This is a genomic window from Rhodococcus sp. 14-2483-1-1 (assembly GCF_002259335.1).
GTDB lineage: Bacteria > Actinomycetota > Actinomycetes > Mycobacteriales > Mycobacteriaceae > Rhodococcoides.
The window spans coordinates 45,562-69,883 of sequence record NZ_NPFX01000002.1 but is presented as its reverse complement, the minus strand read 5'-3'; the positions used below and the strand labels follow the sequence as shown (position 1 = coordinate 69,883).

Here is a 24,322-nt window from a genome sequence, read left to right as displayed (position 1 = left end):
GGTGGTCTCCGCTACCGTCGTCGGCGTGCCGATCACAATTTCCACAGTCAACGTCAACGGAATACGCGCTGCTGTTCGCAAGGGCATGCTGCCGTGGTTGGAGGCCACCGATGCCGACGTCATCTGCCTGCAGGAGACTCGGGCCAACGACGGGGAACTGACCAAGGCGCTGGCTCCGGCTCTCGATGCGGGGTGGCACCTTGCGTCGGCCGAACCGTCGGCGAAGGGACGCAACGGCGTGGCGTTGCTGTCCAAGGCAGCGCCCGACGCGATTCGCACCGGCATCGGCGCTGCCGAGTTCGCCGACGCCGGTCGTTACATCGAAGGCGATTTCGGAGATGTCACCGTGGCGAGCCTGTACCTGCCGTCGGGCGAGGTGGGTACCGACCGCCAGGACGAGAAGGAACGCTTCATGGCCGCGTTCGCGAAGTACCTGAGCAAGTCGGCCAAGGCAGCGAAGACCGCCGACCGGGACGTGGTCGTGTGCGGCGACTGGAACATCGCCCATACCGAGGCCGACTTGAAGGCGTGGAAGACGAACCGCAAGAACTCGGGGTTCTTGCCGGAGGAACGTGAGTGGGTGTCGCGGTTGCTCGCCGAGAAGGCACCGTGGACCGATGTCGTCCGGGCGTTGCACCCGGAGGTCGAGGGTCCGTACAGCTGGTGGTCGTATCGCGGGAAGGCGTTCGACAACGACGCCGGTTGGCGCATCGACTACCAATTGGCCACGAGTGATCTGGCCGAGCGTGCCAAGGAAGCGATCACCGAGCGCGCCGAGGCCTACGACCAGCGATGGTCGGATCACGCACCGGTGACAGTGCGCTACCGCTAGGCGAGACCCAGGTGTCGATCGGTTCGTGAAAAGATTGCACCATGTCTTCTCCCGACTCCATCGACACTCCGCAGGGTCCGCGTCGGCGGGTGCTCTCCGGCATCCAACCGACGGCCGATTCGTTCCATCTCGGCAATTACCTGGGTGCGGTGCGGAACTGGGTGGAGTTGCAGGACGAGTTCGACGCGTTCTACTTCATCCCGGACCTGCATGCCATCACTGTCCCGCAGGATCCCAAGGAGTTGCGTCGTCGCACCAGAGTGGCTGCGGCGCAGTTGCTCGCGGTGGGCATTGATCCGGAGAAGTCGACGCTGTTCGTACAAAGTCAGGTGCCCGAGCACGCGCAGTTGGCGTGGGTCCTCAATTGCATCACCGGGTTCGGTGAAGCGGCGCGGATGACGCAGTTCAAGGACAAGTCTGCCAAGCAGGGTCGCGATCACACCAGCGTCGGTCTGTTCACCTACCCGATTCTGCAAGCCGCCGACATCCTGCTCTACCGTCCGAATCTGGTTCCGGTAGGCGAGGATCAGCGTCAACATCTCGAGTTGACTCGTGATCTGGCGCAGCGCTTCAACACGAGGTTCAAGAAGACATTCGTCGTTCCCGACGCACACATCATCAAGGGCACCGCGAAGATATTCGACCTGCAGGATCCCACCGCGAAGATGAGCAAGTCCTCGTCGAATCCGGCGGGCATCGTTAACATCCTCGACGATCCGAAGGTGTCTGCGAAGAAGATTCGCTCGGCGGTGACCGACAACGAACGCGACATCGTGTTCGATACGGAGAACAAGGCCGGGGTCAGTAATCTGCTGGTCATCCAGTCTGCTCTCTCGGGTACCAGCATCGAGGATCTCGTGGCCGGATACGCGGGCAAGGGATACGGAGACCTCAAGTCCGATACCGCCGAGGTACTGACCGAGTTCGTCGTTCCGTTGCGTGAGCGGATGGACGGGTTCATGGCCGACGTCGCCGAACTCGATCGCATTCTCGCGGCTGGGGCGGATCGAGCCAGAGAAGTGGCGAGTCGAACGCTCGCTCAGGTGTACGACCGGGTGGGTTTCCTGCCTCCCGGCGCATAGCATTTACGACACACCGGGTTTCGTTGCGCAGCGATGCGGCAACACCATCCGACAGCGGCCGACGACAGCGAGAAGGTGAGCGCGATGCCCGACTTCAAGGCCATGCTCGACGACCGGCGCGCCCGGTGGCCCTGGCTCGATCACACCGTCGTTGCGGCGCAGCGTTATCAAGGTCAGAAGGGTGACTACTACGCGGCCGGTATGACGTATTTCAGTGTGCTGGCGTTGTTTCCGCTGCTGATGGTCGCGTTTGCGGTCGCCGGCTTCGTGCTCGTGAACCAGCCCGAGTGGCTTGCCGAGATTCAGTCGCAGATCGCGGAGAACGTGCCGGGGAGCTTCGGCGAAACGATCAGTTCTCTGATCGATACGGCCATCGAATCGCGCACGAGTGTCGGCATCATCGGTTTGCTCGGCGCGTTGTACGCCGGTCTCGGGTGGATCGCCAACCTTCGTGAAGCGCTGACCGCCATGTGGGAGAGCCAGCACGAGCAGGGTGGCTTTCTGGCGACCAAGGCCAAGGACTTCGCTGCGTTGCTGGGGCTCGGGACCGCATTGGTTCTTTCGCTCGCCCTCTCGGCTCTGGCCGGCGGCGGCGTCATGCGCAGCATCCTCGAATGGGCGAATCTCGACTCCGTACCGGGAGTGGGCATTGCACTGCGAATATTCTCGGTGCTCCTCGCGCTGGCGGGCACCTGGGCCCTGTTCACTTGGGTGATCTCGCGCCTGCCGCGCGAACCGGTGTCGTGGCGTAGCGCAGCCAAGGGTGCTCTGCTGGCCGCAATCGGGTTCGAGATCTTCAAGCAGCTCGGTGCCCTCTATCTGGCGTCGGTGACCAGCGGTCCTGCAGGCGTCGTCTTCGGACCCATCATCGGTCTGTTGGTGTTCGTGTTCACGACTTCACGGCTGGTGCTGTTCTCCACATCGTTCGCTGCCACGACTCGTGAAAGCCTCGCCGAAGCCCACGTTCCGGCACCGGAACCGGCGGTGATCAACACGAGGGTCGAGGTCAGTGAAGGTCCTGGCGTGACCGGTGGGTTGGCGCTGGTGGGTGCGGGTGTACTCGCCGCGGTCGGAGTCGCGGGACTGCGTAACCGGCGCCGCTGAATGCCTCGCGACGGCGCACGACCGAAGGTCTGATCAGCGGTTGCGGGAAAGTCTGCGCGCGCCCCACAGCAGCCCGATCACCACGATCGCACCGATGACACCGATCGAGATACGGACAACGGTGTCGCCCTGGGCCTGCATCTCGGACTGGCGGGAGCCAGACCCCGATGCAGTCGCGGGTGGCTGGGCAAGAGTCGGCGTGGCCTCGCTCGCTCGTGTACTCGTCACCGCCGCCGTCGACTGCGGTTCGACGAGATTACCGACGGTGTCGTTCGGATCCATGGCGAACCCGTAGTCCAGCAGCCGCGCCGCCTGCTCCCACGGACGTATCGGCAGCACATCGCCCTTCATGATCGTCACGACGAGCCGTCGGCCATTGCGTTCGGCCCCGGCGACGAAGGTCTGGCGGGCGTCGTCGGTGTATCCGGTTTTTCCTCCGAGGGCACCCTCGTAGTTGTAGAGCAGCTGGTTGTCGTTGGAGAGTGCGAAACCGGGTCTGTCCTGATCTTCTGGGATCGCAGGATCTTTCGGGTAGCCCGGAAACTGCACGGTCTCAGTCGAAATCAGTTGGGCGAACGTCGGATTGCGCATCGCCTCGCGGAAGATCAGAGCAAGATCGTAGGCGGAACTCGCCATCCCGGGCCCATCGAGACCCGACGGCGTGGCCGTGCGTGTGTCGAGTGCGCCCAGTTCTGCCGCCTTGGCATTCATCTTGTCCACAGTGGCGGCATCCCCGCCCAGTTGAGTCGACAACGCGTGCGCCGCATCGTTTCCCGATGCCATAACCAACCCCTGCATCAATTGCAGATTGGTGTAGACGCCGTTCTTGCCGATGCCGACTGCACTGCCCTCGGCTTCGGCATCCTCGGCGGTTGCGGTGATCTGTGTGTTCGGATTCAGCTCGTCCAGTGCGACGAGGGCCAGCAGGGTCTTGATCGTGCTGGCCGGTCGGTACCGTCCGTGTGGATCCTTGGCTGCGAGAACCGCCCCCGAGTCCATGTCCGCCACCACGAACCCGGTGGCCGAAATATCCGCAGGTACCGGGGGAGCGCCATCCGGCAATATCACGCCGCACTCGGCGAGTCGATCGCCGCCGACGGCGTCGGCAGGGATCGGAAGTGGTTGCGGTGCAGTACTTCCAGGGGCCGGTACCTCGGACAGGTCGATCGCCGGGGGAGGTGACGCGGCGTACGGGCAGCTGTCTGTGTCCGGCGTCGTGAACGGCGGTGTCGTCGTCGGAACCGGCGGTTCGGCGGCCGGCTGTGCCATGGCAGGTCCGGCACCGATTCCGACGAGCGCAATCGATACAGCACACACAGCCGCAAAACTTCTGATCCTTTTCATCGCGAATCACCATAGGCGCTCGAGGGCCCGCCGAGGCGGCGACTCGCACTGGACGGCCGTGACCTACCCGATGGGGTTCGCAGGGGCGTCGTGGGACCGGGACGGACCGGTCGAGTGAGGCAGGTGAGACGATGATGCGGGCACCGCCGATGCCCGTTCCGACAATCGAGCACAACTGCGTGCTCCGTATATTTCGTCTTTCCAGGCAGCGACCGGACCGGCCGTGTCAGGATCGTTCGGTCGTCCGAGAGGAATTGCAATGACGTTTCGACAGAGGCTCACCGGTGAGCCCGGACCGATTCGGAAGCGGCCGGGCCGCAGGCCGAGCGCGGTTGCACTGGCTATCACCGCCGCACTGACCCTCGCGGCCTGTTCGAGCACCGGCGGTGCTCCTCGATCGTCCGACGACGGAAACAATGCGGGCGTAGCCGACACGCCGGCGGCGACGATAGCGATGATCACGCACGAGGTTCCCGGCGACACCTTCTGGGATCTGGTGCGCAAGGGTGCCGAAGCCGCGGCAGCGAAGGACAACATCGAGCTGCGCTACTCCGCAGATCCCGAAGCGCCCAATCAGGCCAACCTCGTCCAGAGTGCAATCGATTCCAAGGTCGACGGCATCGCGGTCACGCTGGCCAAGCCCGACGCGATGGCCCCCGCCGTCGAGACGGCCACTGCCGCGGGCATTCCCGTGGTCGCGTTCAATTCCGGCTACGACTCCTGGAAGGACATGGGAGTCGGCCAGTACTTCGGTCAGGACGAGACCATTGCCGGCCAGGCGGCAGGAGCGCGTCTCACCACCGACGGTGCTCGAAAGACACTGTGCATCATCCAGGAGCAGGGTGCAGTGTCGCTCGAGGCTCGCTGTGCTGGCGTCAGGCAGGGCTTCACCGGAGGCACCACCGAGATCCTGAACGTCAACAGCAAGGACATGCCGTCCGTGGAGTCGACCATCACGGCCAAGCTGCAGCAGGATCCGACGATCGATCACATCATCGCCCTCGCCGCTCCGATCGCATTGACAGCTGTGCAGTCCACGGTCAACGCGGGCAGCGATGCCACGGTTGTCACGTTCGACACCAATGCCGCCTTGGTCGATGCGATCGAGTCCGGCGATGTGGCGTGGGCGATCGATCAGCAGCCGTACCTGCAGGGCTACCTGGCGATCGACTCGCTGTGGCTCTACCTCAACAACGGCAACACGATCGGCGGCGGCACCCCGGTGCTGACCGGACCCGCGTTCATCGATTCGACCAACATCGACGCGGTCGCCGAGTACGCCCGTAACGGCACACGCTGAGTGCATCGCCTCGGCGCGGAAGGAACATCATGCCCACACAGGCCGATCCGGCTCTGTCGAAACACACCGTGATCACGGACGAGCGCGTTACGAAGCAAAAGCCGTTGCAGCGCTTGCTGATCCGTCCGGAGGTCGGCGCCCTGTTCGGCGCGGTCGCCATCTTCGTCTTCTTCTGCATCGTGGCACCACCGTTTCGATCGCCCGAGGCTCTCGCGACCGTGCTGTATGCGTCTTCGACCATCGGCATCATGGCGATCGGGGTGTCGTTGTTGATGATCGGCGGCGAGTTCGACCTCTCCACCGGTGTTGCAGTGACCTTCTCGTCCATCATGGCGTCGATGTTGGCCTACAACCTGCATCTGAACGTGTGGGCCGGCTCTGCGTTGGCACTGCTCTTGGCGCTGTCGGTCGGCGTGTTCAACGGCTATCTGGTGATGCGGACCAAAATCCCGTCGTTCCTGATCACGCTGGCGTCGTTCTTGATGCTCACCGGCATCAATCTCGCCGTCACCAAACTCGTCACCGGTCAGGTTGCCACCCCGTCGATCTCGGATATGGAGGGATTCGATTCGGCCAAAGCTGTGTTCTCGTCTTCGTTCTCGGTATTCGGAGTGTCGATCCGAATCACCGTCGTGTGGTGGATCGTGTTGACGCTGGCGGCAACCTGGGTGTTGATGAGAACTCGTACCGGCAACTGGATTTTCGCCGTCGGCGGCAATCAGGAATCGGCGCGAGCCGTCGGGGTGCCGGTCACGAGGGTCAAGATCGGCTTGTTCATGTTCGTCGGCTTCTGCGCCTGGTTCGTCGGCATGCATCTGCTGTTCGCCTTCGACACCGTGCAGTCCGGCCAGGGCGTCGGCAACGAGTTCCTGTACATCATCGCCGCCGTCATCGGCGGGTGCTTGCTCACGGGCGGATACGGGACAGCCGTCGGCGCATTCATCGGCGCATTCATCTTCGGCATGACCAATCAGGGCATCGTCTATGCCGGGTGGAACCCCGACTGGTTCAAGTTCTTTCTCGGCGCGATGCTGCTGTTCGCCGTGATCGCCAACAACTCATTCCGCAACTTCGCGGCAAAAAGGTAATCGATGACTTCCTCCGCGAACACGCCCCTCATCGAACTTCGGAACGTGGGCAAGAGTTACGGCAACGTCACTGCGCTGCAGGGAATCGATATGCGTGTCGGTGCCGGTGAGGTCACGTGCGTTCTGGGCGACAACGGTGCAGGCAAGTCCACCTTGATCAAGATCATGGCCGGCCTACATCAGCAGTCCGAGGGTCAGTTGCTCGTCGACGGCGAACCAGCGACCTTCGGATCGCCGAAAGACGCCCTGGACAAGGGGATTGCCACCGTCTATCAGGACCTCGCGGTGGTATCCCTGATGCCGGTGTGGCGCAACTTCTTTCTCGGTCAGGAGTTGCGTCGTGGCAAGGTCCTGAAATCGCTCGACATCCACGCAATGCGCGCGACGACCATCGAGGAACTTCGCAAGATCGGCATCGATCTGCCCGACGTCGATGCTCCGATCGGCTCTCTCTCCGGTGGACAGCGACAGTGCGTGGCCATCGCCCGCGCCATCTTCTTCGGTGCGCGTGTGCTCATCCTCGACGAGCCGACGGCCGCGCTGGGCGTCAAGCAGTCGGGCATGGTTCTGCGTTACGTCTCTGCGGCCCGAGAGCAAGGCTTCGGCGTCGTGTTCATCACCCACAATCCACACCACGCGTACCTGGTCGGAAATCATTTCGTTCTGCTCAACCGTGGTCGCCAGACGCTCGACTGTGCTTACGACGACATCTCGCTCGACGACCTCACCAGGGAAATGGCGGGCGGCGACGAACTGGCGACCCTCACCGACGAACTGCGCCGCTGACCTCTGACCGCTGCTTCGCATGAGTGAGAAGCGGGTGTGGCGGGTAGAAGATCGGTAGCGGTGCCCGACGGAGGCACCAGACGAAGGAGCCGAACATGAGTGAGCACGAGCCCCTCGGACCACTGTCGACCGATTTTCTCGAGTCCGATTTCTACGGATATCAGGGGATGCTCGACGACAACGAGATCGAGGTGGTACTGCGCGCCCGTCGGTTCCTGCAGGAGGAGGTCGCGCCGAGGGCGAACGAATTCTGGGAGAAGGCGAGCTCGCCGGTACATCTGTTGCCGCTGATCGCCGAGCTCGAGATCGCCGGTCTCGGTTACGAGTTCGACGATCGAAAGGCCTCGCGCAAGCTGCTCACGGGATGGCTGGAGATGGAGTTCGCACGAATCGATCCGTCCACGGGAACGATGTTCAGCGTGCACAGTTCGCTGGCGATGAGCAGTGTCTCGATTCTCGGCTCCGAGGAGCAGCGCGCGCGGTGGTTGCCCGCCATGCGCCGGATGGAGACCATCGGTGCCTTCGGCCTGTCCGAGCCGCACGGCGGATCCGACGTCGCGGGCGGGCTGGAAACGACAGCCCGCCTCGAAGGCGATCACTGGGTCCTCAACGGTAGTAAGCGCTGGATCGGCAACGCCACCTTCGCAGACCTGACCATCGTCTTCGCCAAGGACGAGGCCGACGGCGAGGTCAAGGGCTTTGTGGTCGAAAAGCACTTCGAGGGATTCCGGGCCGAGAAGATCGAGGGCAAGTACTCGCTCCGCGCGGTGGAGAACGCGGACGTATATCTCGAGAACTGCCGAGTTCCGGTCGCCAACAAGCTCGCCGAGGCCAACTCCTTCGCCGATACCGCGAAGGTGCTCCGCTTGACCCGTGGGGGAGTGGCGTTCCAGGCGGTGGGCGTCATGATGGGTGCATACGAGCGGGCTGTCGCGTATGCGCGTGAACGCGAGCAGTTCGGTTCTCCGATCGCCTCGTTTCAGCTGATCGCCGATCTCATTGCACGGATGACCGCCAACATCACCGCCTCGCTCGGTATGGCAATTCGTGTTTCGCAGCTGCAGGACAACGGCGTCCACTACGACGAGCATGCAGCGCTCGCGAAGACGTTCTGTACGACGCGGCTGCGCGAAGTGGTGAGTTGGGCCCGAGAGATCATGGGCGGCAACGGAATTCTGATCGAGCATGACGTCATCAGGTTCTTCGCCGATGCCGAGGCGCTGTACTCCTACGAGGGCACAGCGCAGATCAACAACCTGATCGTCGGCCGTGGTGTGACGGGCTTCAGCGCGTTCGTCTGACCCTGGAAACGGCAAGCGCCCCTTCGCATGTGCGAAGGGGCGCTTGCCGTCGGTCGATGTGACTGCTAGCGAGCGAAGAGCAACGCGCGCTTGACTTCCTGAATCGCCTTGGTCACCTGGATGCCGCGGGGGCATGCGTCGGTGCAGTTGAAGGTGGTGCGGCAACGCCACACACCCTCGACGTCGTTGAGGATGTCCAGACGTTCGGTTGCACCCTCGTCACGGCTGTCGAAGATGAACCGGTGTGCATTGACGATCGCGGCGGGGCCGAAGTAGCTGCCGTCGCTCCAGAACACGGGGCACGAGGTCGTGCAGCACGCGCACAGGATGCACTTGGTGGTGTCGTCGAACCGGGCGCGGTCTGCGGCGGACTGGATCCGCTCACGAGTCGGCTCGTTACCGGTCGTCATCAGGAACGGCTTCACGGCGCGGAACGCGTCGAAGAAGGGCTCCATGTCGACGATGAGGTCCTTCTCCACCGGCAAGCCCTTGATGGGCTCGATGGTGATGTTGAGCGTCTTCGACGAGTCCTTGGGGAGCATGTCGCGCATCAGCACCTTGCAGGCGAGACGGTTGACGCCGTTGATGCGCATCGCATCGCTGCCGCACACACCGTGTGCGCACGAACGCCGGAACGTCAGTGTGCCGTCCAGGTAGCCCTTGACGTACAGCAGCAGGTTGAGCAGACGGTCGGTTTCCAGGGTGGGCACCTGGAAGGTGTCCCATCGCTGTCCGTCTCCGCTTTCGGGGTTGAAGCGCGCGATCTTGAGGTTCACCATCACCGCGCCTTCGGGTACGGGTGGCAGATCGGACTCGGACTTCTTGTCCAGGGTAGGTGCGCTCATATCAGTACTTCCGCTCCATCGGCTCGTAGCGGGTTTGGATTACCGGCTTGTAATCCAGGCGAATCTCGGTGAGCAGACCTTCGCCCTCTTTGTAGGCCATGGTGTGCTTCATGTACTCGGCGTCGTTGCGCTCGGGGTAGTCCTCGCGGGCGTGACCGCCGCGCGATTCCTTGCGATTCAGTGCTCCGACGACCGTGACCTCGGCCATCTCGAGCAGGAAGCCGAGTTCGATGGCTTCGAGCAGGTCGCTGTTGTAGCGCTTGCCCTTGTCCTCGACGGTGATCTTGTTGTACCGCTCCTTGAGGGCACGGACATCCTTGAGTGCCGTCTCCAGGCGCTCCTCGGTGCGGAACACCGATGCGTTGTTGTCCATGGACTGCTGCATCTCGGTACGGATGTCGGCTGCGCGCTCGTGACCGTGGTCCGACAGGATCAGCTCGAGCCAGTCCTGCACCATCTTGGCCGGCTCCTCGGGGAGCGGGGTGAAGTCGACCGAGTTGGCGTACTCGGCCGCGGCGATGCCGGCACGACGTCCGAAGACGTTGATGTCGAGCAACGAGTTGGTGCCGAGGCGGTTGGCTCCGTGTACGGAGACGCAGGCGCATTCACCGGCGGCGTACAGACCGGGAACGATGTCGGTGTTGTTGCGCAGAACCTCACCGTGGATCTTGGTGGGGATACCACCCATGACGTAGTGGCACGTCGGGTAAACGGGCACCGGCTCCTTGACGGGGTCGACGCCGAGGTACGTGCGCGAGAACTCCATGATGTCGGGGAGCTTCTCGTCGAGTACTTCCTCGGGGATGTGCGTGACGTCGATGTAGACGTAGTCCTTGTTGGGGCCACCGCCGCGTCCTTCGAGTACCTCGAGCACCATCGAGCGAGCAACGATGTCGCGGGGCGCGAGGTCCTTGATGGTCGGTGCGTAGCGCTCCATGAAGCGCTCACCCGACTCGTTGCGCAGGATGCCGCCCTCGCCGCGGACTGCCTCGGAGATGAGGATGCCCAGGCCTGCGAGACCTGTCGGGTGGAACTGGTGGAACTCCATGTCCTCCAAGGGAAGACCCTTGCGGAACACGATGCTCATGCCGTCACCGGTGAGGGTGTGGGCGTTGGACGTGGTCTTGTAGATCCGGCCCGAACCGCCCGTGGCGAAGATGATCGACTTCGCGTGGAAGATGTGCAGCTCACCGGTGGAGAGCTCGTAGGCGATGATGCCGGTTGCGACGGGGCCGTCGTCGGTTTCGGTCAGGCACAGATCCAGCGCATAGAACTCGTTGTAGAACTCGACGTCGTGCTTGACGCAGTTCTGGTAGAGCGTCTGCAGAATCATGTGGCCGGTGCGGTCGGCTGCGTAGCACGCACGACGAACCGGTGCCTTGCCGTGGTCGCGGGTGTGGCCGCCGAAGCGACGCTGATCGATCTTGCCCTCGGGCGTCCGGTTGAACGGAAGACCCATCTTCTCGAGGTCGAGAACGGCGTCGATTGCTTCCTTCGCCATGATCTCCACGGCGTCCTGGTCGGCGAGGTAGTCGCCACCCTTGACGGTGTCGAACGTGTGCCATTCCCAGTTGTCTTCCTCCACGTTCGCCAGAGCAGCGCACATGCCGCCCTGGGCTGCACCGGTGTGCGAACGAGTGGGGTAGAGCTTGGTCAGTACGGCGGTGCGAGCGCGGGGTCCGGCTTCGATCGCAGCACGCATACCGGCACCGCCTGCGCCGACGATCAGTACGTCGTAACGATGTTCCTGCATGTAAGCGTCAGTGTCCTTAGCTCGCCGAGATGTTGGGATCGAACGTGAAGATGACGTAGGTGCCGACGCCCATGATCAGGATCATCGACAGCACCAGCAACGTGGTCAGCCAGAATCGCGTCGAATCCTTGCGGGAGTAGTCCGCGATGATCGTGCGCAGGCCGTTGCCGCCGTGGAGCTGAGCGAGCCACAGCATCGTCAGGTCCCAGAACTGCCAGAACGGGCTGGCCCAGCGACCGGCCACGAAGGCGAAGTTGATGCGGTGCACACCGTCGTCGAGCATCAGCATGATGAACATGTGTCCCAGCACCAGCACGACGAGTGCCAGGCCCGAGAAGCGCATGAACAGCCACGCGTAGAGCTCGAAGTTGCCCTTGCTCTGCCGACGCGGTGAACGGGGGTTGGCCAAGCTGGCCGGACGGTCGTAGTTCGTGCCGAGGACCTTCGCCTCGGGACCCTGCGTCGACATCAGTGACCACCCGCCGTGAACATGTTGTAGAAGATTCGTCCCGCGCCGGGGATCATGACGACGAGCCAGACGACTGCGATGACCCACAGCATCGGCTTCTGGTACTGCGGTCCCTTGGACCAGAAATCGACCAGCATGACCCGGATGCCGTTCAGCGCGTGATACAGCACTGCGGCAACGAGGCCGAGTTCCATCAGGCCGACGAGCGGAGTCTTGTAGGTCTCGATGATGGCGTCGTACGTTTCGGGGTTGACCCGAACCATCGCCGTGTCGAGGACGTGGACGAACAAGAAGAAGAACGTCAACACGCCAGTGATGCGGTGCAGAACCCAGGACCACATGCCCGGGTCCCCGCGGTACAGAGACCGCTTGCGCTCCTTGACCGGAGCGACTTCCGTCGTGCTACTCATCGAGTGCAATGCCTCCAACGTCGTTGGTGGACGCTTCGAGCCCGGTGGCCGGTCTTGTCCTGGCTCGATTTGTCGCGATTCGGCCCTAGTGCTGGTTGTACTAGCCGCTTACTCGAAACTGTAAACCCATTCGAAACACGGAACTAATTCGACTCGAGGTTCGTACGGTGCCGAAATTCGGTGTTAGGTTTGCCTTCCCAATTACCGATCGAAGTTCGGGGCAGATATCTGCATCAATTCAGACGGCGTGATTGGATGGGTAACCATGGACGAAATCGACTGGAATACGTTGCGCGACAATGCTCATGAGGCAATGCGACATGCCTACGCCCCGTACTCGAACTTTCCGGTCGGTGCGGCCGCTCTGGTGGACGACAACAGAATAGTCACCGGGTGCAATGTGGAAAATGTCTCATACGGTTTGGGGCTCTGCGCCGAATGCGGGCTGGTCTCGAACCTGCACTCGAGCGGCGGCGGCAGACTCGTGGCCTTCTCCTGCTGCGATTCTCGGCGTGAGATCCTGATGCCGTGCGGGCGATGCCGGCAGTTGCTGTACGAATTCGGCGGCGCGGATCTGCTCGTCGACACCACCTCGGGACCGCGTCGACTGGCAGAGTTGCTTCCGGATGCATTCGGACCCGACAACCTCGACGAAGGACGCGTGAACAACCATGCCTGACGCCGTATCGATCATCAGCGCCAAGCGCGACGGTCGCGTTCTCGACGACGAGCAGATCGAGTGGGTGATTGCCGAGTTCACTCGCGGAACCGTCGCGCCGGAACAGATGTCGGCACTGGCGATGGCAATTCTGTTGCGCGGATTGTCCCGTCGGGAACTGAGTACGTGGACCGGCGCGATGATCGCCTCGGGCACACGCATGGATTTCTCGGCACTGCCGCTGCCCACCGTCGACAAGCACTCGACCGGCGGTGTCGGAGACAAGATCACGCTGCCGTTGGCTCCCCTCGTCGCTGCGTGCGGGGCAGCGGTGCCGCAACTGTCGGGGCGCGGCCTTGGGCACACCGGCGGAACGCTCGACAAGCTCGAGTCCATCCCCGGGTGGCGAGCCGACCTCAGCGGTGAGGAGATGCAGCGCATTCTGGCCGATCCGTTGGTGGGTGCGGTCGTCTGCGCCGCCGGTGCCGATCTGGCTCCTGCCGACAAGAAGCTCTACGCGTTGCGCGACGTGACCGGAACCGTCGAGTCGATTCCGCTGATCGCCAGCTCGATCATGAGCAAGAAGATCGCCGAGGGCACCGGCGCACTCGTGTTGGACGTGAAGGTCGGCGCCGGCGCGTTCATGAAGAACATCGACGATGCGCGCGAACTCGCGACCGCGATGGTCGAGCTCGGAACCGATGCGGGTGTGCGCACTCTGGCGGTGCTGACGGCGATGGACACCCCGCTCGGGCTCACCGCAGGCAATGCGCTCGAAGTGCAGGAGTCGGTCGAGGTGCTCGCCGGAGGCGGCCCCGCCGACATCGTGGAGCTGACGATCACGCTGGCACGCACCATGCTCGCCGCGGCCGGGATCGAGGGCATCGATCCGGCCGACAAGCTCGCCGACGGGTCCGCCATGGACCGGTGGCGGACGATGATCGCGGCACAGGGCGGCGATCCCGACGCCGCGCTGCCCGTCGCCCGGGAGAGTCAGGAATTCACCGCGACGCAGGACGGCGTCGTCACCGGGTTGGACGCGATGGGCGTCGGACTCGCTGCGTGGCGGCTGGGGGCAGGCCGAGAACGTCAGGGTGAGCCGGTGCAGAGCGCGGCCGGTGTGCGGCTGCACGCCAAGCCGGGGGATCGGGTGCGGGCCGGGGATCGGCTCGCAACCCTGTACACCGACACTCCCGAGCGTTTCGAGTACGCGCAGCAAGCACTCGTCGGGAGCTGGGAAATCGGTGCAACGGCTGTCGAGCCGAGCCCTCTCGTCATCGACCGCATCGGTCGGTAACGAGCTCGGTCGGTAGCAGTCTCGGTCAGATCAGGTTCCCCGCCTCGGTCAACACGCTGCGCAGAATCTGTTCCATCTCGTCGAACTCCTTCTGACCACAGATGAGTGGCGGAGCCAGCTGCACTACCGGATCGCCGCGATCGTCGGCGCGGCAGTACAGCCCTGCGTCGAACAGAGCAGTCGACAGGAACCCGCGGAGGATGCGTTCTGCTTCGGCATCGCTGAACGTTTCCTTCGTGGCTTTGTCCTTGACCAGTTCGATGCCGTAGAAGAACCCTTCGCCGCGCACGTCCCCGACGATAGGCAGATCGTGCAGTTTCTCGAGCGTCGCGCGAAACGCCGGTGCCTTGTCTGCGACATGCGCGTTGATCCCCTCGCGCTCGAAGATGTCGAGATTGGCCATGGCGACCGCAGCGGAGACGGGGTGGCCGCCGAAGGTGTAGCCATGGGCGAAGCTGGACGTGCCGTCGTCGAACGGCTCGAACAGTCTGTCGGAGGCGATCATTGCGCCGATCGGGGAGTAGCCCGAGGTCAATCCCTTGGCGCAGGTGATGATGTCGGGAACGTATCCGAAGTCGTTGCAGGCGAACATCGATCCGATCCGTCCGAACGCACAGATCACCTCGTCCGAGACCAGCAGGACGTCGTAGCGGTCGCAGATCTCGCGGACCCGCTCGAAGTATCCGGGCGGGGGCGGGAAGCAACCCCCGGCATTCTGGACCGGCTCGAGGAACACCGCGGCCACCGAATCGGGGCCCTCGAATTCGATGGCCTCGGCGATGCGATCCGCAGCCCAGATTCCGAACGCCTTCGGGTCGGTATCCAGGGGAGCGGGAGCGCGGTAGATGTTGGTGTTCGGGACTCGGAACGCGCCCGGCGTCAACGGCTCGAAAGGCTCTTTGAGCGCGGGGATTCCGGTGATCGCGAGCGCACCCTGTGGGGTGCCGTGATAGGCGATGGCCCGCGAGATCACCTTGTGCTTGCCGGGCTTGCCGACCTTCTTGAAGTACTGCTTGGCCAGCTTCCACGCGCTCTCGACGGCCTCGCCGCCACCGGTGGTGAAGAAGACCCGGTTCAGGTCGCCGGGGGCGTAGCCGGCGAGGCGCTCGGCAAGTTCGATGGCTGGTTCGGTGACGTACGACCACAGTGGGAAGAAGGCCAATTCCTTTGCCTGCTTGGCCGCCGCCTCGGCCAATTCCTCGCGGCCGTGCCCCACCTGAACCACGAACAGGCCCGACAGTCCGTCGATGTAACTCTTGCCGTTCGAGTCCCAGATGGTCGAACCTTCGCCGCGGGTGATGATCGGTGGTGTGACCCCGGCACCGTGGCGGGTGAAGTGGCCCCACAGGTGCTTGGCTGCGGAGGCGTCGAGTTCGGCTGTCGTTCGTGTCATCGTGTTCCCCAATTGTATTGCTGCTTGACGAGTTTGAGATAGACCAGGGTTTCGGTACTGGTGACACCGTCCAGACTGCGGATCTGCTTGTTGAGAATCTGCAGAAGCTGTTCGTCGTCCTCGCACACCACTTCCACGACGACGTCGAACGACCCTGCGGTCAGGACGACGTAGTCGATCGCGTCGATGGCAGACAGTTCCTCGGACAGCGCATAACTGTCTCCGGTGCACTTGATGCCGATCATGGCCTGCCGTTTGAATCCGACCTGTACCGGATCGGTCACCGCGACGATCTGCATGACGCCGGAGTCCGTCAGCCGCTGAACACGTTGGCGAACAGCAGCTTCCGAGAGACCGACTGCTTTGCCGATCGCGGCGTACGAGCGTCGCCCGTCCTCCTGGAGTTGTTCGATGATCGCCTTGGAGACGTCGTCGAGTGCGATGGGTGGCTGCTCGGGCATGCGTCGATCTTGTCATTGTCGCGGTGGTGAACACAACCCTTCGACGATGAAATGCGTATCAATTGTCGATTCGGACGACAGAATCAGTTGTCACGAGGCGTGAAATGGAGAGAATCAGTAGCTTCGGCGGTACTGTGCAGGTATGGCGAACATTCCTGGTTGTTGGATCGACGGACGCGCGATGGACGGTAGTGGTCAGCGATATGCCGTCGACGATCCCGCAACGGGGTCGGTCTTGGCCGAGGTCGGGCTGGCGACGGCAGACGACGTCGATTCGGCACTCGCACATGCGCGGTCGGCATTTTCGGAATGGTCCGGCGCAACGCCCACTGAGCGCAGCGCGGTCCTGACGGAGTTGGCTCGGCTGGTTGCCGCCGATGCCGAGAACTTCGCGGCCGAGGAAGTGGCGCAGACGGGCAAGACCGTGCGGCTGGCAACGGAGTTCGACGTGCCGGGCAGCATCGACAACATCGAATTCTTCGCCGGAGCGGCACGGCACCTCGACGGCAAGGCCACGGCGGAGTACTCGGGCGAGCACACCTCGTCGATTCGCCGCGACGCCGTCGGAGTCGTCGGGTCGATCACCCCGTGGAACTATCCACTGCAGATGGCGGTGTGGAAGGCGATTCCGGCTCTCGCGGCCGGGTGCGCCATCGTGCTCAAGCCCAGCGAACTCACTCCGCTGACCACGCTGCGTCTGGCGCGCTTGGCCACCGAGGCGGGAGTTCCCGACGGCGTGTTCAACGTCGTCACCGGAACCGGAGAAGATGCCGGGGTCGCGCTGTCCTCGCACGAGGGCCTCGATCTGATGACCTTCACCGGCTCGACTCCCGTCGGCAGGCGAGTCATGGCACAGGCCGCCGTCCACGGCACTCGGGTGCAGCTCGAGCTCGGCGGCAAGGCACCCTTCGTGGTGTTCGACGACGCGGATCTCGATGCCGCCATTCACGGTGCCGTCGCCGGATCCCTGATCAACGGCGGCCAGGACTGCACAGCGGCCACCCGCGCCATCGTCGCCGAATCCCTCTACGACGACTTCGTTGCTGGAGTGGCCGAGTTGATGGGACGCGTCGTGATGGGAGACCCGACCGATCCGGCGACCGACATGGGTTCGTTGATCTCGATCGCTCATCGCGATCGTGTTGCGGCCATGGTGGATCGGGCTCGCGACACCGGAGCCAGGATCGTCACCGGTGGCCGCGTTCCTGAGGGCAGGGGTGCGTTCTACCCACCGACATTGGTCGCCGATGTCGGCGAGCAGGACGAAATCTATCGCGACGAGGTGTTCGGCCCGGTGCTCACGGTGTCCAAGCATCACGGTGACGACGATGCGATCCGGCGCGCCAACGACACTGCGTTCGGACTCGCCGCCTCCGCGTGGACCCGAGACGTGTATCGCGCAGGACGAGCGACGCGCGAGATCGCCGCCGGCTGTGTGTGGATCAACGATCACATCCCGATCATCAGCGAGATGCCACACGGAGGATTCGGAGCCTCGGGGTTCGGGAAGGACATGTCGAGCTATTCGCTGGACGAGTACCTCACCGTCAAACATGTCATGACCGACATCACCGGTGTGGCTCGAAAGGCTTGGCATCGAACGGTGTTCGCGTCGGCCGATCCCGAAGCACAGGAGGACGCCCGATGAGCGCATCATGGGCAACCGAACCCACCGACCGCGGCGTGGCGATGGTGGCGGGCGCGGCACCGGAGTCCTATTGGCTCGACCGTCCCGAACGGCCCGCTCCGCGCAGTCGGCACACCGGCTCTGCAACAGCAGATCTGGTGATAGTCGGCGGCGGATTCACCGGCCTGTGGGCGGCGGTGCATGCGGCAGAGGAGAACCCGAACCGGTCGATCGTGCTGCTCGAAGGCGACCGCATCGCCGAGGGTGCAACCGGTCGCAACGGCGGCTTCTGCGCGGCCAGCCTGACGCACGGACTGAGCAACGGGCTCGACCGGTATGCCGACGAACTCCCCGAGTTGCTGCGGATGGGCACGGAGACGCTCGACGCGATCTGCGCGACTGCGGAGAAGTACGGAATAGACGCCGACATCGAACGCACCGGCGAGCTCGACATCGCCAATTTCGACTGGCAGGTGGACGACCTGCGCGAGCTCGGTGACGAGGGTGCACGCCTGTCGCAGCCGATGGAATACCTCGACGCCGCTGCAGTGCAGTCCAGGATCACCTCACCGATGGCGCGCGGTGCACTGTTCGACCCCGATGTCGCGATGATCGACCCGGCCAAACTGGCCTGGGGCCTGGCCGACGCGGCCGAGTCGCTCGGTGTACACATTCACGAGAACACCAAGGCACTGTCGATCGACAAGTCCGGCAACGGTATTCGGGTGAAGACGGGCTACGGAACCATCGAGGCGGGCAAGGTACTGTTGGCCACCTCGGCATCGAAGTCGTTGCGACGAAAGCTCCGTCACTGGATCGTGCCCGTGTGGGACTACGTCATCATGACCGAGCCGCTGAGTCCGTCTCAGCTCGCCGACATCGGCTGGTCCGGCCGCGAAGGATTGGCCGACTCCGGCAACCGATTCCACTACTTCCGGTTGACGGCGGACGATCGCATCCTGTTCGGCGGGTGGGACGCGCACTACTTCTACGGTAGCGACACCGACCCTCGCCGAACCCAGCATCCCGAAGAGTTCGCATTGCTCGCCGAACACCTGCTGCAGATGTTCCCCGGCCTCGAAGGAATCCGCGCCACCCACGCCTGGGGCGGATCGATCGACACGTGCTCGCGGTTCAGTGCGTTCTGGGATCTCGGCATGAACGGACGGGTGGCGACGGTGGCCGGGTTCACCGGACTCGGCGTCGGCGCGTCCCACTTCGGAGCCCGCACCGCGCTCGACCTACTCGACGGCAAGGACACCGAACGAACGCGACTGAAGATGGTGCGCAGCATGCCGCTGCCGTTTCCGCCTGAGCCCATCAAGTCGATCGGAATCAACATCACCCGCGCGGCATTCGCCCGAGCCGACCGCAACGGCGGAAAGCGCGGCCTGTGGCTCAAGGGAATGGACGCGCTGGGTCTGGGCTTCGACAGCTGAGGGAGCGGCTGCGCCGCACGTGCGCGGAAACTCGACCCCTGCTACGAAGTTTCGCTCACATGCGGCGAAGCCGCTCTACTCGTGCGGAACGACGACCACCGGAACCGGGGCGGCCCGCAGTATCTTGGCCGCACTCGATCCGAGGAAGACCCGCTTGGGGCTCGCCAACCCACTCGATCCGAGGAACAGCACATCGCCCGGCTTCCAGTCGAGGTTGCCCATGGCCTCGTCCAACGAAGACCCGTCGGCGACGATCGACTGCAAGCCGTCGATATCGGGGAGAGTGCGGGCCGCGTGCTCGAGATTCTCCTGCGCGGCCGCGACCTGTCGTCGACGCGTGTCCAGTGAGGTCTCGTCGCTCGGTGCTCCGGTCGGTTCGAGAGACACCAGCGACACCAACCGGACCGGCACGTGCGCCGCGCTGGCAAGAGTGATCGCGAACGGCAACGGATTCGGTGCCGATGCCCGGGTGGGGACGGCGACGGTGAGGTCGGTGATCGGAGCGTCGGAGAGCCGGTAGCCCCGAGGGGCAAGTGCCAGTGGCACTTCGGAGGCGTGCAGAAGCTGACCGGCAACCGACCCGATCGAATGCCGATTCAACAGACCGTCGCCTGCGCCGCCGACGACGATCATGTCGGCATCGTTCTGTACGGCGAAGTCGATGAGGGCCCGCGCGAAAGATTCGTGCGAGAGCACGTGGGTGGTGACCGCGATGCCCGACGGGACCTGGGCAGCGGCGTCGTCCACCCAACCCTTCGCTTTCGCCTCCAGCACTTTTCGGTACGGTCCGCTGCCTTCCATGACCGGTTCGTCCACGGCCATGACCAGCACGATGTCGATGGAGGCGTCGAGAGCACGAGCGAGGGCGATGGCCAGGGCTACGCCGTCGTCGCCGCTGGGAGTGGCGAGGTAGCCGACGGTGATCTTCATGAGTTTCGGTCCTTCTCTTCTAGTAAGTGTCCGGAACCTTGACTTCGGTGGACGCGGTGAGTGTCTTGCCCTGGAAGAAGTCCTTGTTGCCCACGAAGCACAGCAGCATCAGCGGGATTCCGAGTACCAGCATGCCGACGCCGAGGACGAACACTCCGCCGATCGGTCCGTAGACGGTGTAACCGTAGTCGGGTTTGATCATGTCGATTGCGCTCTGCACGAACGCCCACGTCATCGACAGTCCGCCGAGAAACGGAAAGATGCCGCGCATGAACAGGTTTCGGACGGACGAGAAGAGCGTCCGGCGGAAGTACCAGGTGCACGCATACGCGGTGATGCCGTAGTAGAACGCGACCGCGAGCCCGAGCGAGGCCACCGAATCCTGCAATGCGTTGGCGCTGACGAAGGTGAGCACCAGGTAGAACAGCAGGGCCGCGGCCCCCATCACGAGTGTGCCGAAGCCAGGGGTCATGTACTTGGGGTGCACGCTGGCGAACCGCTTGGGAATGGCCTCGTACACAGCCATCGACAGAGTTCCTCGGGCAGTGGGCAGAATGGTCGTCTGAGTCGAGGACAGCGCCGAGATCGAGACGGTCAGCAACAACAAGGACGCCACGATCGAGCCGGCGACAGGATCTCCGAGAATGGTGAGTACATCGTCGACGTTGTCCGGGTTGTTCAGGCCGATGCCGGTATCGCCGAAGCCGGCGAACGACTGCACGGCGTATCCGACGAGAACGTACGTGGCGACGAGGATCAGCGTGGTGATCACCGCGGCACGTCCCGGCGTCTTCTCCGAATCCTTCGTTTCCTCGCCGACGGCCAGGCAGGCGTCCCATCCCCAATAGATGAAGATGCACAGGATGATGGCCTGGGCCGCGTCGGACATCGTCACCCCGGTGGGAACCAACCAACTCCACTGGGGCGTGATGGCCTGAGGTCCGGCGGTGCCGGTCCCCACCTTGACCAGTGCCGTCACCGACACTCCGATGAGCACACCGAACTGCACGACCAGCAGCACGTTCTGCATGCGTTCGCTGATCAGGATGCCGCGAAAACTGACGTAGGTCATCGAGACGATGAAGAACGAACCGAGTGCGACCTTGGCCGCAGTCGACTCCGCCAAGTCCGACAGACCGAGGAACTCGAACAGATAGATGGCAGCGATCTCGGCAACGTTGGCGAGCACGATGATCGCCGAGACTGCCAGCCCCCATCCCGCCATCCAGCCGACCCACGGGCCGAATGCCTTGGTGCCCCAGGTGAACGACGTTCCGCAGTCCGGGGTGTCGCGTCCCAATTCTCGGTAGGCGAAGGCCGTGAGCAGCATCGGGACGAAAGCGATGAGAAACATCGACGGTGCTTTGTCGCCGACGGCCAGGACGACGTAGCCGAGGGTGGCGGCCAGACTGTATGCCGGCGCCACCGCCGACAGTCCGATGACGATGTTGCCGACCAACCCGAGAGCGCCGGTGTTGAGTCCCTTACCCGGAATGGTGTTCGGCGGTTCCGCAATCGACATAGGTCTCTCCGAGGTTCGAGTCGACCGAGGACGTCGGAAGGAGACCCGACAGAATCGGTCGCGTGTGTTGGATGAACACTACGATTTCCGTCGCCGATTCGCTGTGTATCGACGGAATTGTTTTCATTGGAGTAACAATGCAACGAAATGGGTCGCAGAAGTAGCAGGGTTCGCCGGAATCCGCGGACTCGCCGAGGGGTTCCGGCGGACGCGCGTACGCACGGGCTGCGCGCTACCGTCGACACATGAGCACCACGGAGAACACACAGTCTTCGATCGGTGGCAGCGCGCCACTCGATCTCGCGTCGATCACGACAGCTCCGAAGGCGTTGCTGCACGATCACCTCGATGGCGGACTTCGACCGCAGACAGTGCTGGAACTGGCCGACGAGTGTGGTTACGACGGGCTTCCCGCCACCGACGGCGCTGCACTGGGCGAATGGTTCCGCGAGTCCGCCGACAGCGGCTCGCTGGTGCGCTACCTCGAAACGTTCGCGCACACGGTGGCAGTGATGCAGACTCCCGAGGGACTGTTTCGAGTAGCGCGCGAATGCGCCGAGGATCTCGCCGACGACGGCGTCGTGTATGCCGAGGTGCGCTTCGCCCCGGAGCAGCATCTCGAACGCGGACTGACACTCGACGAGGTCGTCACCCATACCCTCGCAGGTTTCGAGGCGGGGATCTCCGCAGCCAAGGTACGAGGCAAGAACATCACGATCGGCACCCTGCTCACCGCGATGCGACATGCGGCTCGCTCGCGGGAGATCGCGGAGTTGACGGTTCGATTCCGCGATCGCGGTGTCGTCGGCTTCGACATCGCCGGTGCCGAAGCGGGCTTTCCTCCCAGCCGCCACCTCGATGCCTTCGAGTACATGCGAGCAAGCAACGCACACTTCACCATTCACGCGGGCGAAGCCTTCGGTCTGCCGTCCATTCAGGAAGCAGTGGCGTTCTGCGGGACCGACAGGCTCGGTCACGGAGTTCGGATCACCGACGACATCACCCACGAAGCCGACGGCTCGCCCACGCTCGGTTTGCTGGCCGCATACGTGCGTGACACCCGAATGCCCCTCGAACTCTGCCCGAGTTCCAACGTGCAGACCGGCGCGGTCGAGTCCTTGGCGACACACCCGTTCGATCTGCTTGCACGCCTACGCTTTCGGGTCACCGTCAACACCGACAACCGGTTGATGAGCGACACCTCGATGAGTCGCGAGATGGTCAAGCTCGTCGAGACCTTCGGCTACGGCTGGAGTGATCTCGAGCGGTTCACCATCAACGCGATGAAGTCCGCGTTTCTACCGTTCGACGAGCGGCTGGCGCTGATCGACGACGTCATCAAGCCCGGTTATGCGGTCCTGATCGGCTGACCCTCCGCGCGAGGGCCGGTTGTTACTTCTTGCGGAGTCGGCCCTCGAACTCGCGCTCGAGCGCGCGCCATGCTTCGGCCTCGACGGCGAACGGCGCGCTCGGAGCGAGTCGATCGGGACTAGGTTCGAGGGTGTACGAGACGTACCAGCCCAACGGCGTCGACGTGGCGAGCGCCTCCTCGACGGATGTGTCACCGGCGAAATCGGCTGCATCGGTGAACAATTCGACGGCCAGATCCAGCTGATCGGCATCGACCGCAGTCGGGCCCTCGGCGAGATCGTCGGCCAGGCCGGGGAGCACGTACACGTTGTCGTCGGTGATTGTGATGTCGAGCGAGCCGTCGATGGCGGCGGTCTGAATGTCCGAGTACGTGCTGACCTGAGCGAGATCGTGGTCGTGATCATCGGCCAGGTACCGGGCGAGCGAGCGCTCGGAGCCGAACACGCTGATCGCACCGCCGCGGCCGAGGAACACCGGTTTGTCGCCGAGGTAGCAACGCAGGGTGTACAGCGTGTCGTCCGAGGTGATGATGCGAATCGGATCGATGCCGACAGTGGTCCAGAACGTCTCCTCGGCGGCCGCCGCGGCGATCGGATCACGATCGACATCGTCGTCTTCGGAATCGTCGTCTTCGTCTTCGTCGTCGTCGTCGGAATCGGAGTCGATGTCGTCCGTGGCGTCATCGGCGTCGACGGCATTCTCCGCCGCTGCTGTGATCTCGGCTTCTGCTACGGCAACGGCAGCGGAATCGACGTCGGGCGAGGTGACGATGGAGTCGACTGCGTCCAGTACGTCGTCCCAGTGTTTGGCAACCGCCGCTCCGATGCGATCCCACAGTTCGGCTCCCTCACGACCGAGGAAGTTCTCGACGCCTCCGCCGACTGCCCCCACGAACGGATTGGTTCCGAAAAAGCTTGTGACGGGCCGCAATTCGCATACATCACCGATGGAGGCGACGATGTCGAAGGTTGCCTGCAGTTCGGCGAGGACGTCGGCTTCGGGTTCCGAGGCCACCAGCTCCGGTACGGCCACCAGATCGAAGCGATGCAGATCGTCGGGCTCGAGCTCGTACGCCGCCAGAGCGGAGACCACCGGCCACGACGGATGGTCGGTGAGATCGTTGTCGTCGTCGGATCGGACGAACGCCGCGAGCTCTGCGACGGTCGAGAATCCGTACAGATCTTCCTCGTGTCCGAGGAATGCCTCCCACTCGTCGTCGCCTTCTCGCCACTCCGGTGCCCACAGTGTCGAGAAGTCACCGGCGGTGAGACCGAGTTCGATCGGGATGATGTCTCCAGCCATGGCGCGAA

The 24,322-nt window shown here is 63.6% G+C and carries 22 protein-coding genes; 12 read left to right on the top strand and 10 right to left on the bottom strand.

Translation table 11 applies throughout. From position 1 onward, the window contains the following. The first annotated feature begins 25 nt into the window (after positions 1 to 25). The 3 genes from CH294_RS00405 to yhjD all read left to right on the top strand — a co-directional run bounded on the left by CH294_RS00405 (position 26) and on the right by yhjD (position 3,018). Positions 26 to 832, top strand: a complete 807-nt coding sequence (locus tag CH294_RS00405; RefSeq protein WP_094608110.1) for an exodeoxyribonuclease III — start codon at positions 26 to 28, stop codon at positions 830 to 832. Positions 833 to 873: 41 nt separating this feature from the next. Next, positions 874 to 1,914, top strand: a complete 1,041-nt coding sequence (gene trpS, locus CH294_RS00400) for a tryptophan--tRNA ligase (protein ID WP_037176679.1) — start codon at positions 874 to 876, stop codon at positions 1,912 to 1,914. Between the two features lie 84 nt (positions 1,915 to 1,998). Then, positions 1,999 to 3,018, top strand: coding sequence for an inner membrane protein YhjD (gene yhjD / locus CH294_RS00395; RefSeq protein ID WP_170944538.1), 1,020 nt, complete (start codon positions 1,999 to 2,001; stop codon positions 3,016 to 3,018). A 33-nt stretch (positions 3,019 to 3,051) separates the two neighbouring features. Here the strand turns inward: yhjD and CH294_RS00390 are convergent, their stop codons facing one another. Further along, positions 3,052 to 4,362 (bottom strand): D-alanyl-D-alanine carboxypeptidase family protein, encoded by a 1,311-nt coding sequence (locus CH294_RS00390; protein WP_094736695.1) that lies wholly within the window; start codon positions 4,360 to 4,362, stop codon positions 3,052 to 3,054. Between the two features lie 259 nt (positions 4,363 to 4,621). Between CH294_RS00390 and CH294_RS00385 the strand changes: the two genes are divergently transcribed. From CH294_RS00385 to CH294_RS00370, 4 genes are all read left to right on the top strand, one after another. Then, positions 4,622 to 5,662, top strand: coding sequence for a substrate-binding domain-containing protein (locus CH294_RS00385; RefSeq protein WP_242640340.1), 1,041 nt, complete (start codon positions 4,622 to 4,624; stop codon positions 5,660 to 5,662). Between the two features lie 29 nt (positions 5,663 to 5,691). After that, positions 5,692 to 6,750: an ABC transporter permease gene (locus CH294_RS00380; protein ID WP_032404730.1), complete on the top strand. Its 1,059-nt coding sequence runs from the start codon at positions 5,692 to 5,694 to the stop codon at positions 6,748 to 6,750. 3 nt (positions 6,751 to 6,753) lie between these two features. Further along, positions 6,754 to 7,536, top strand: coding sequence for an ATP-binding cassette domain-containing protein (locus tag CH294_RS00375; RefSeq protein ID WP_094616553.1), 783 nt, complete (start codon positions 6,754 to 6,756; stop codon positions 7,534 to 7,536). A gap of 95 nt (positions 7,537 to 7,631) precedes the next feature. Beyond that, positions 7,632 to 8,837 (top strand): acyl-CoA dehydrogenase family protein, encoded by a 1,206-nt coding sequence (locus tag CH294_RS00370; RefSeq protein WP_094736694.1) that lies wholly within the window; start codon positions 7,632 to 7,634, stop codon positions 8,835 to 8,837. Positions 8,838 to 8,902: 65 nt separating this feature from the next. Here CH294_RS00370 and CH294_RS00365 read toward each other — a convergent pair whose 3' ends face one another. The 4 genes from CH294_RS00365 to sdhC are packed head-to-tail and all read right to left on the bottom strand — an operon-like array spanning position 8,903 to position 12,314. Next, positions 8,903 to 9,682, bottom strand: a complete 780-nt coding sequence (locus CH294_RS00365) for a succinate dehydrogenase iron-sulfur subunit (protein WP_037147905.1) — start codon at positions 9,680 to 9,682, stop codon at positions 8,903 to 8,905. 1 nt (position 9,683) lies between these two features. Beyond that, positions 9,684 to 11,435: a succinate dehydrogenase flavoprotein subunit gene (gene sdhA / locus CH294_RS00360; RefSeq protein WP_032376833.1), complete on the bottom strand. Its 1,752-nt coding sequence runs from the start codon at positions 11,433 to 11,435 to the stop codon at positions 9,684 to 9,686. A 16-nt stretch (positions 11,436 to 11,451) separates the two neighbouring features. Further along, complete coding sequence (locus CH294_RS00355; RefSeq protein WP_027496419.1) at positions 11,452 to 11,904, bottom strand: succinate dehydrogenase hydrophobic membrane anchor subunit; 453 nt, start codon at positions 11,902 to 11,904, stop codon at positions 11,452 to 11,454. Further along, entirely contained in the window at positions 11,904 to 12,314 is a 411-nt protein-coding gene (gene sdhC / locus CH294_RS00350) for a succinate dehydrogenase, cytochrome b556 subunit (RefSeq protein WP_080730452.1), read from the bottom strand. The genes CH294_RS00355 and sdhC overlap by 1 nt, the downstream gene beginning before the upstream one ends. Before the next feature lie 265 nt (positions 12,315 to 12,579). Here sdhC and CH294_RS00345 point away from each other — a divergent pair, with 265 nt between their 5' ends. Further along, positions 12,580 to 12,993: a cytidine deaminase gene (locus CH294_RS00345; protein ID WP_032405044.1), complete on the top strand. Its 414-nt coding sequence runs from the start codon at positions 12,580 to 12,582 to the stop codon at positions 12,991 to 12,993. Next, complete coding sequence (locus tag CH294_RS00340) at positions 12,986 to 14,269, top strand: thymidine phosphorylase (RefSeq protein ID WP_094736693.1); 1,284 nt, start codon at positions 12,986 to 12,988, stop codon at positions 14,267 to 14,269. Before CH294_RS00345 ends, CH294_RS00340 begins: the two co-directional genes overlap by 8 nt. A gap of 25 nt (positions 14,270 to 14,294) precedes the next feature. Here CH294_RS00340 and CH294_RS00335 read toward each other — a convergent pair whose 3' ends face one another. Further along, complete coding sequence (locus CH294_RS00335; protein ID WP_037147909.1) at positions 14,295 to 15,662, bottom strand: aspartate aminotransferase family protein; 1,368 nt, start codon at positions 15,660 to 15,662, stop codon at positions 14,295 to 14,297. Continuing rightward, entirely contained in the window at positions 15,659 to 16,123 is a 465-nt protein-coding gene (locus CH294_RS00330; protein ID WP_032376836.1) for an Lrp/AsnC family transcriptional regulator, read from the bottom strand. The genes CH294_RS00335 and CH294_RS00330 overlap by 4 nt, the downstream gene beginning before the upstream one ends. Positions 16,124 to 16,265: 142 nt before the next feature. On the opposite strand from CH294_RS00330, the gene CH294_RS00325 reads away from it, so the two are divergent. Next, positions 16,266 to 17,771 carry a gamma-aminobutyraldehyde dehydrogenase gene (locus CH294_RS00325; protein WP_094736692.1) on the top strand — a complete coding sequence of 502 codons (1,506 nt, stop codon included), beginning with the start codon at positions 16,266 to 16,268 and terminating at the stop codon, positions 17,769 to 17,771. Continuing rightward, a complete protein-coding gene (locus CH294_RS00320; RefSeq protein ID WP_094736691.1) occupies positions 17,768 to 19,189 on the top strand; it encodes an FAD-dependent oxidoreductase in 1,422 nt (473 codons plus the stop codon). Before CH294_RS00325 ends, CH294_RS00320 begins: the two co-directional genes overlap by 4 nt. A gap of 75 nt (positions 19,190 to 19,264) precedes the next feature. On the opposite strand, the gene CH294_RS00315 is transcribed toward CH294_RS00320, so the two are convergent. Beyond that, positions 19,265 to 20,119 (bottom strand): universal stress protein, encoded by an 855-nt coding sequence (locus CH294_RS00315; protein WP_094616558.1) that lies wholly within the window; start codon positions 20,117 to 20,119, stop codon positions 19,265 to 19,267. 19 nt (positions 20,120 to 20,138) lie between these two features. Further along, a complete protein-coding gene (locus CH294_RS00310; RefSeq protein ID WP_032376840.1) occupies positions 20,139 to 21,641 on the bottom strand; it encodes an APC family permease in 1,503 nt (500 codons plus the stop codon). 245 nt (positions 21,642 to 21,886) lie between these two features. Between CH294_RS00310 and CH294_RS00305 the strand changes: the two genes are divergently transcribed. Next, positions 21,887 to 23,011: an adenosine deaminase gene (locus CH294_RS00305; protein ID WP_094736690.1), complete on the top strand. Its 1,125-nt coding sequence runs from the start codon at positions 21,887 to 21,889 to the stop codon at positions 23,009 to 23,011. A gap of 22 nt (positions 23,012 to 23,033) precedes the next feature. Here the strand turns inward: CH294_RS00305 and CH294_RS00300 are convergent, their stop codons facing one another. Continuing rightward, positions 23,034 to 24,314: a primosomal protein gene (locus CH294_RS00300; RefSeq protein WP_212709760.1), complete on the bottom strand. Its 1,281-nt coding sequence runs from the start codon at positions 24,312 to 24,314 to the stop codon at positions 23,034 to 23,036. Between the last annotated feature and the right edge of the window lie 8 nt (positions 24,315 to 24,322).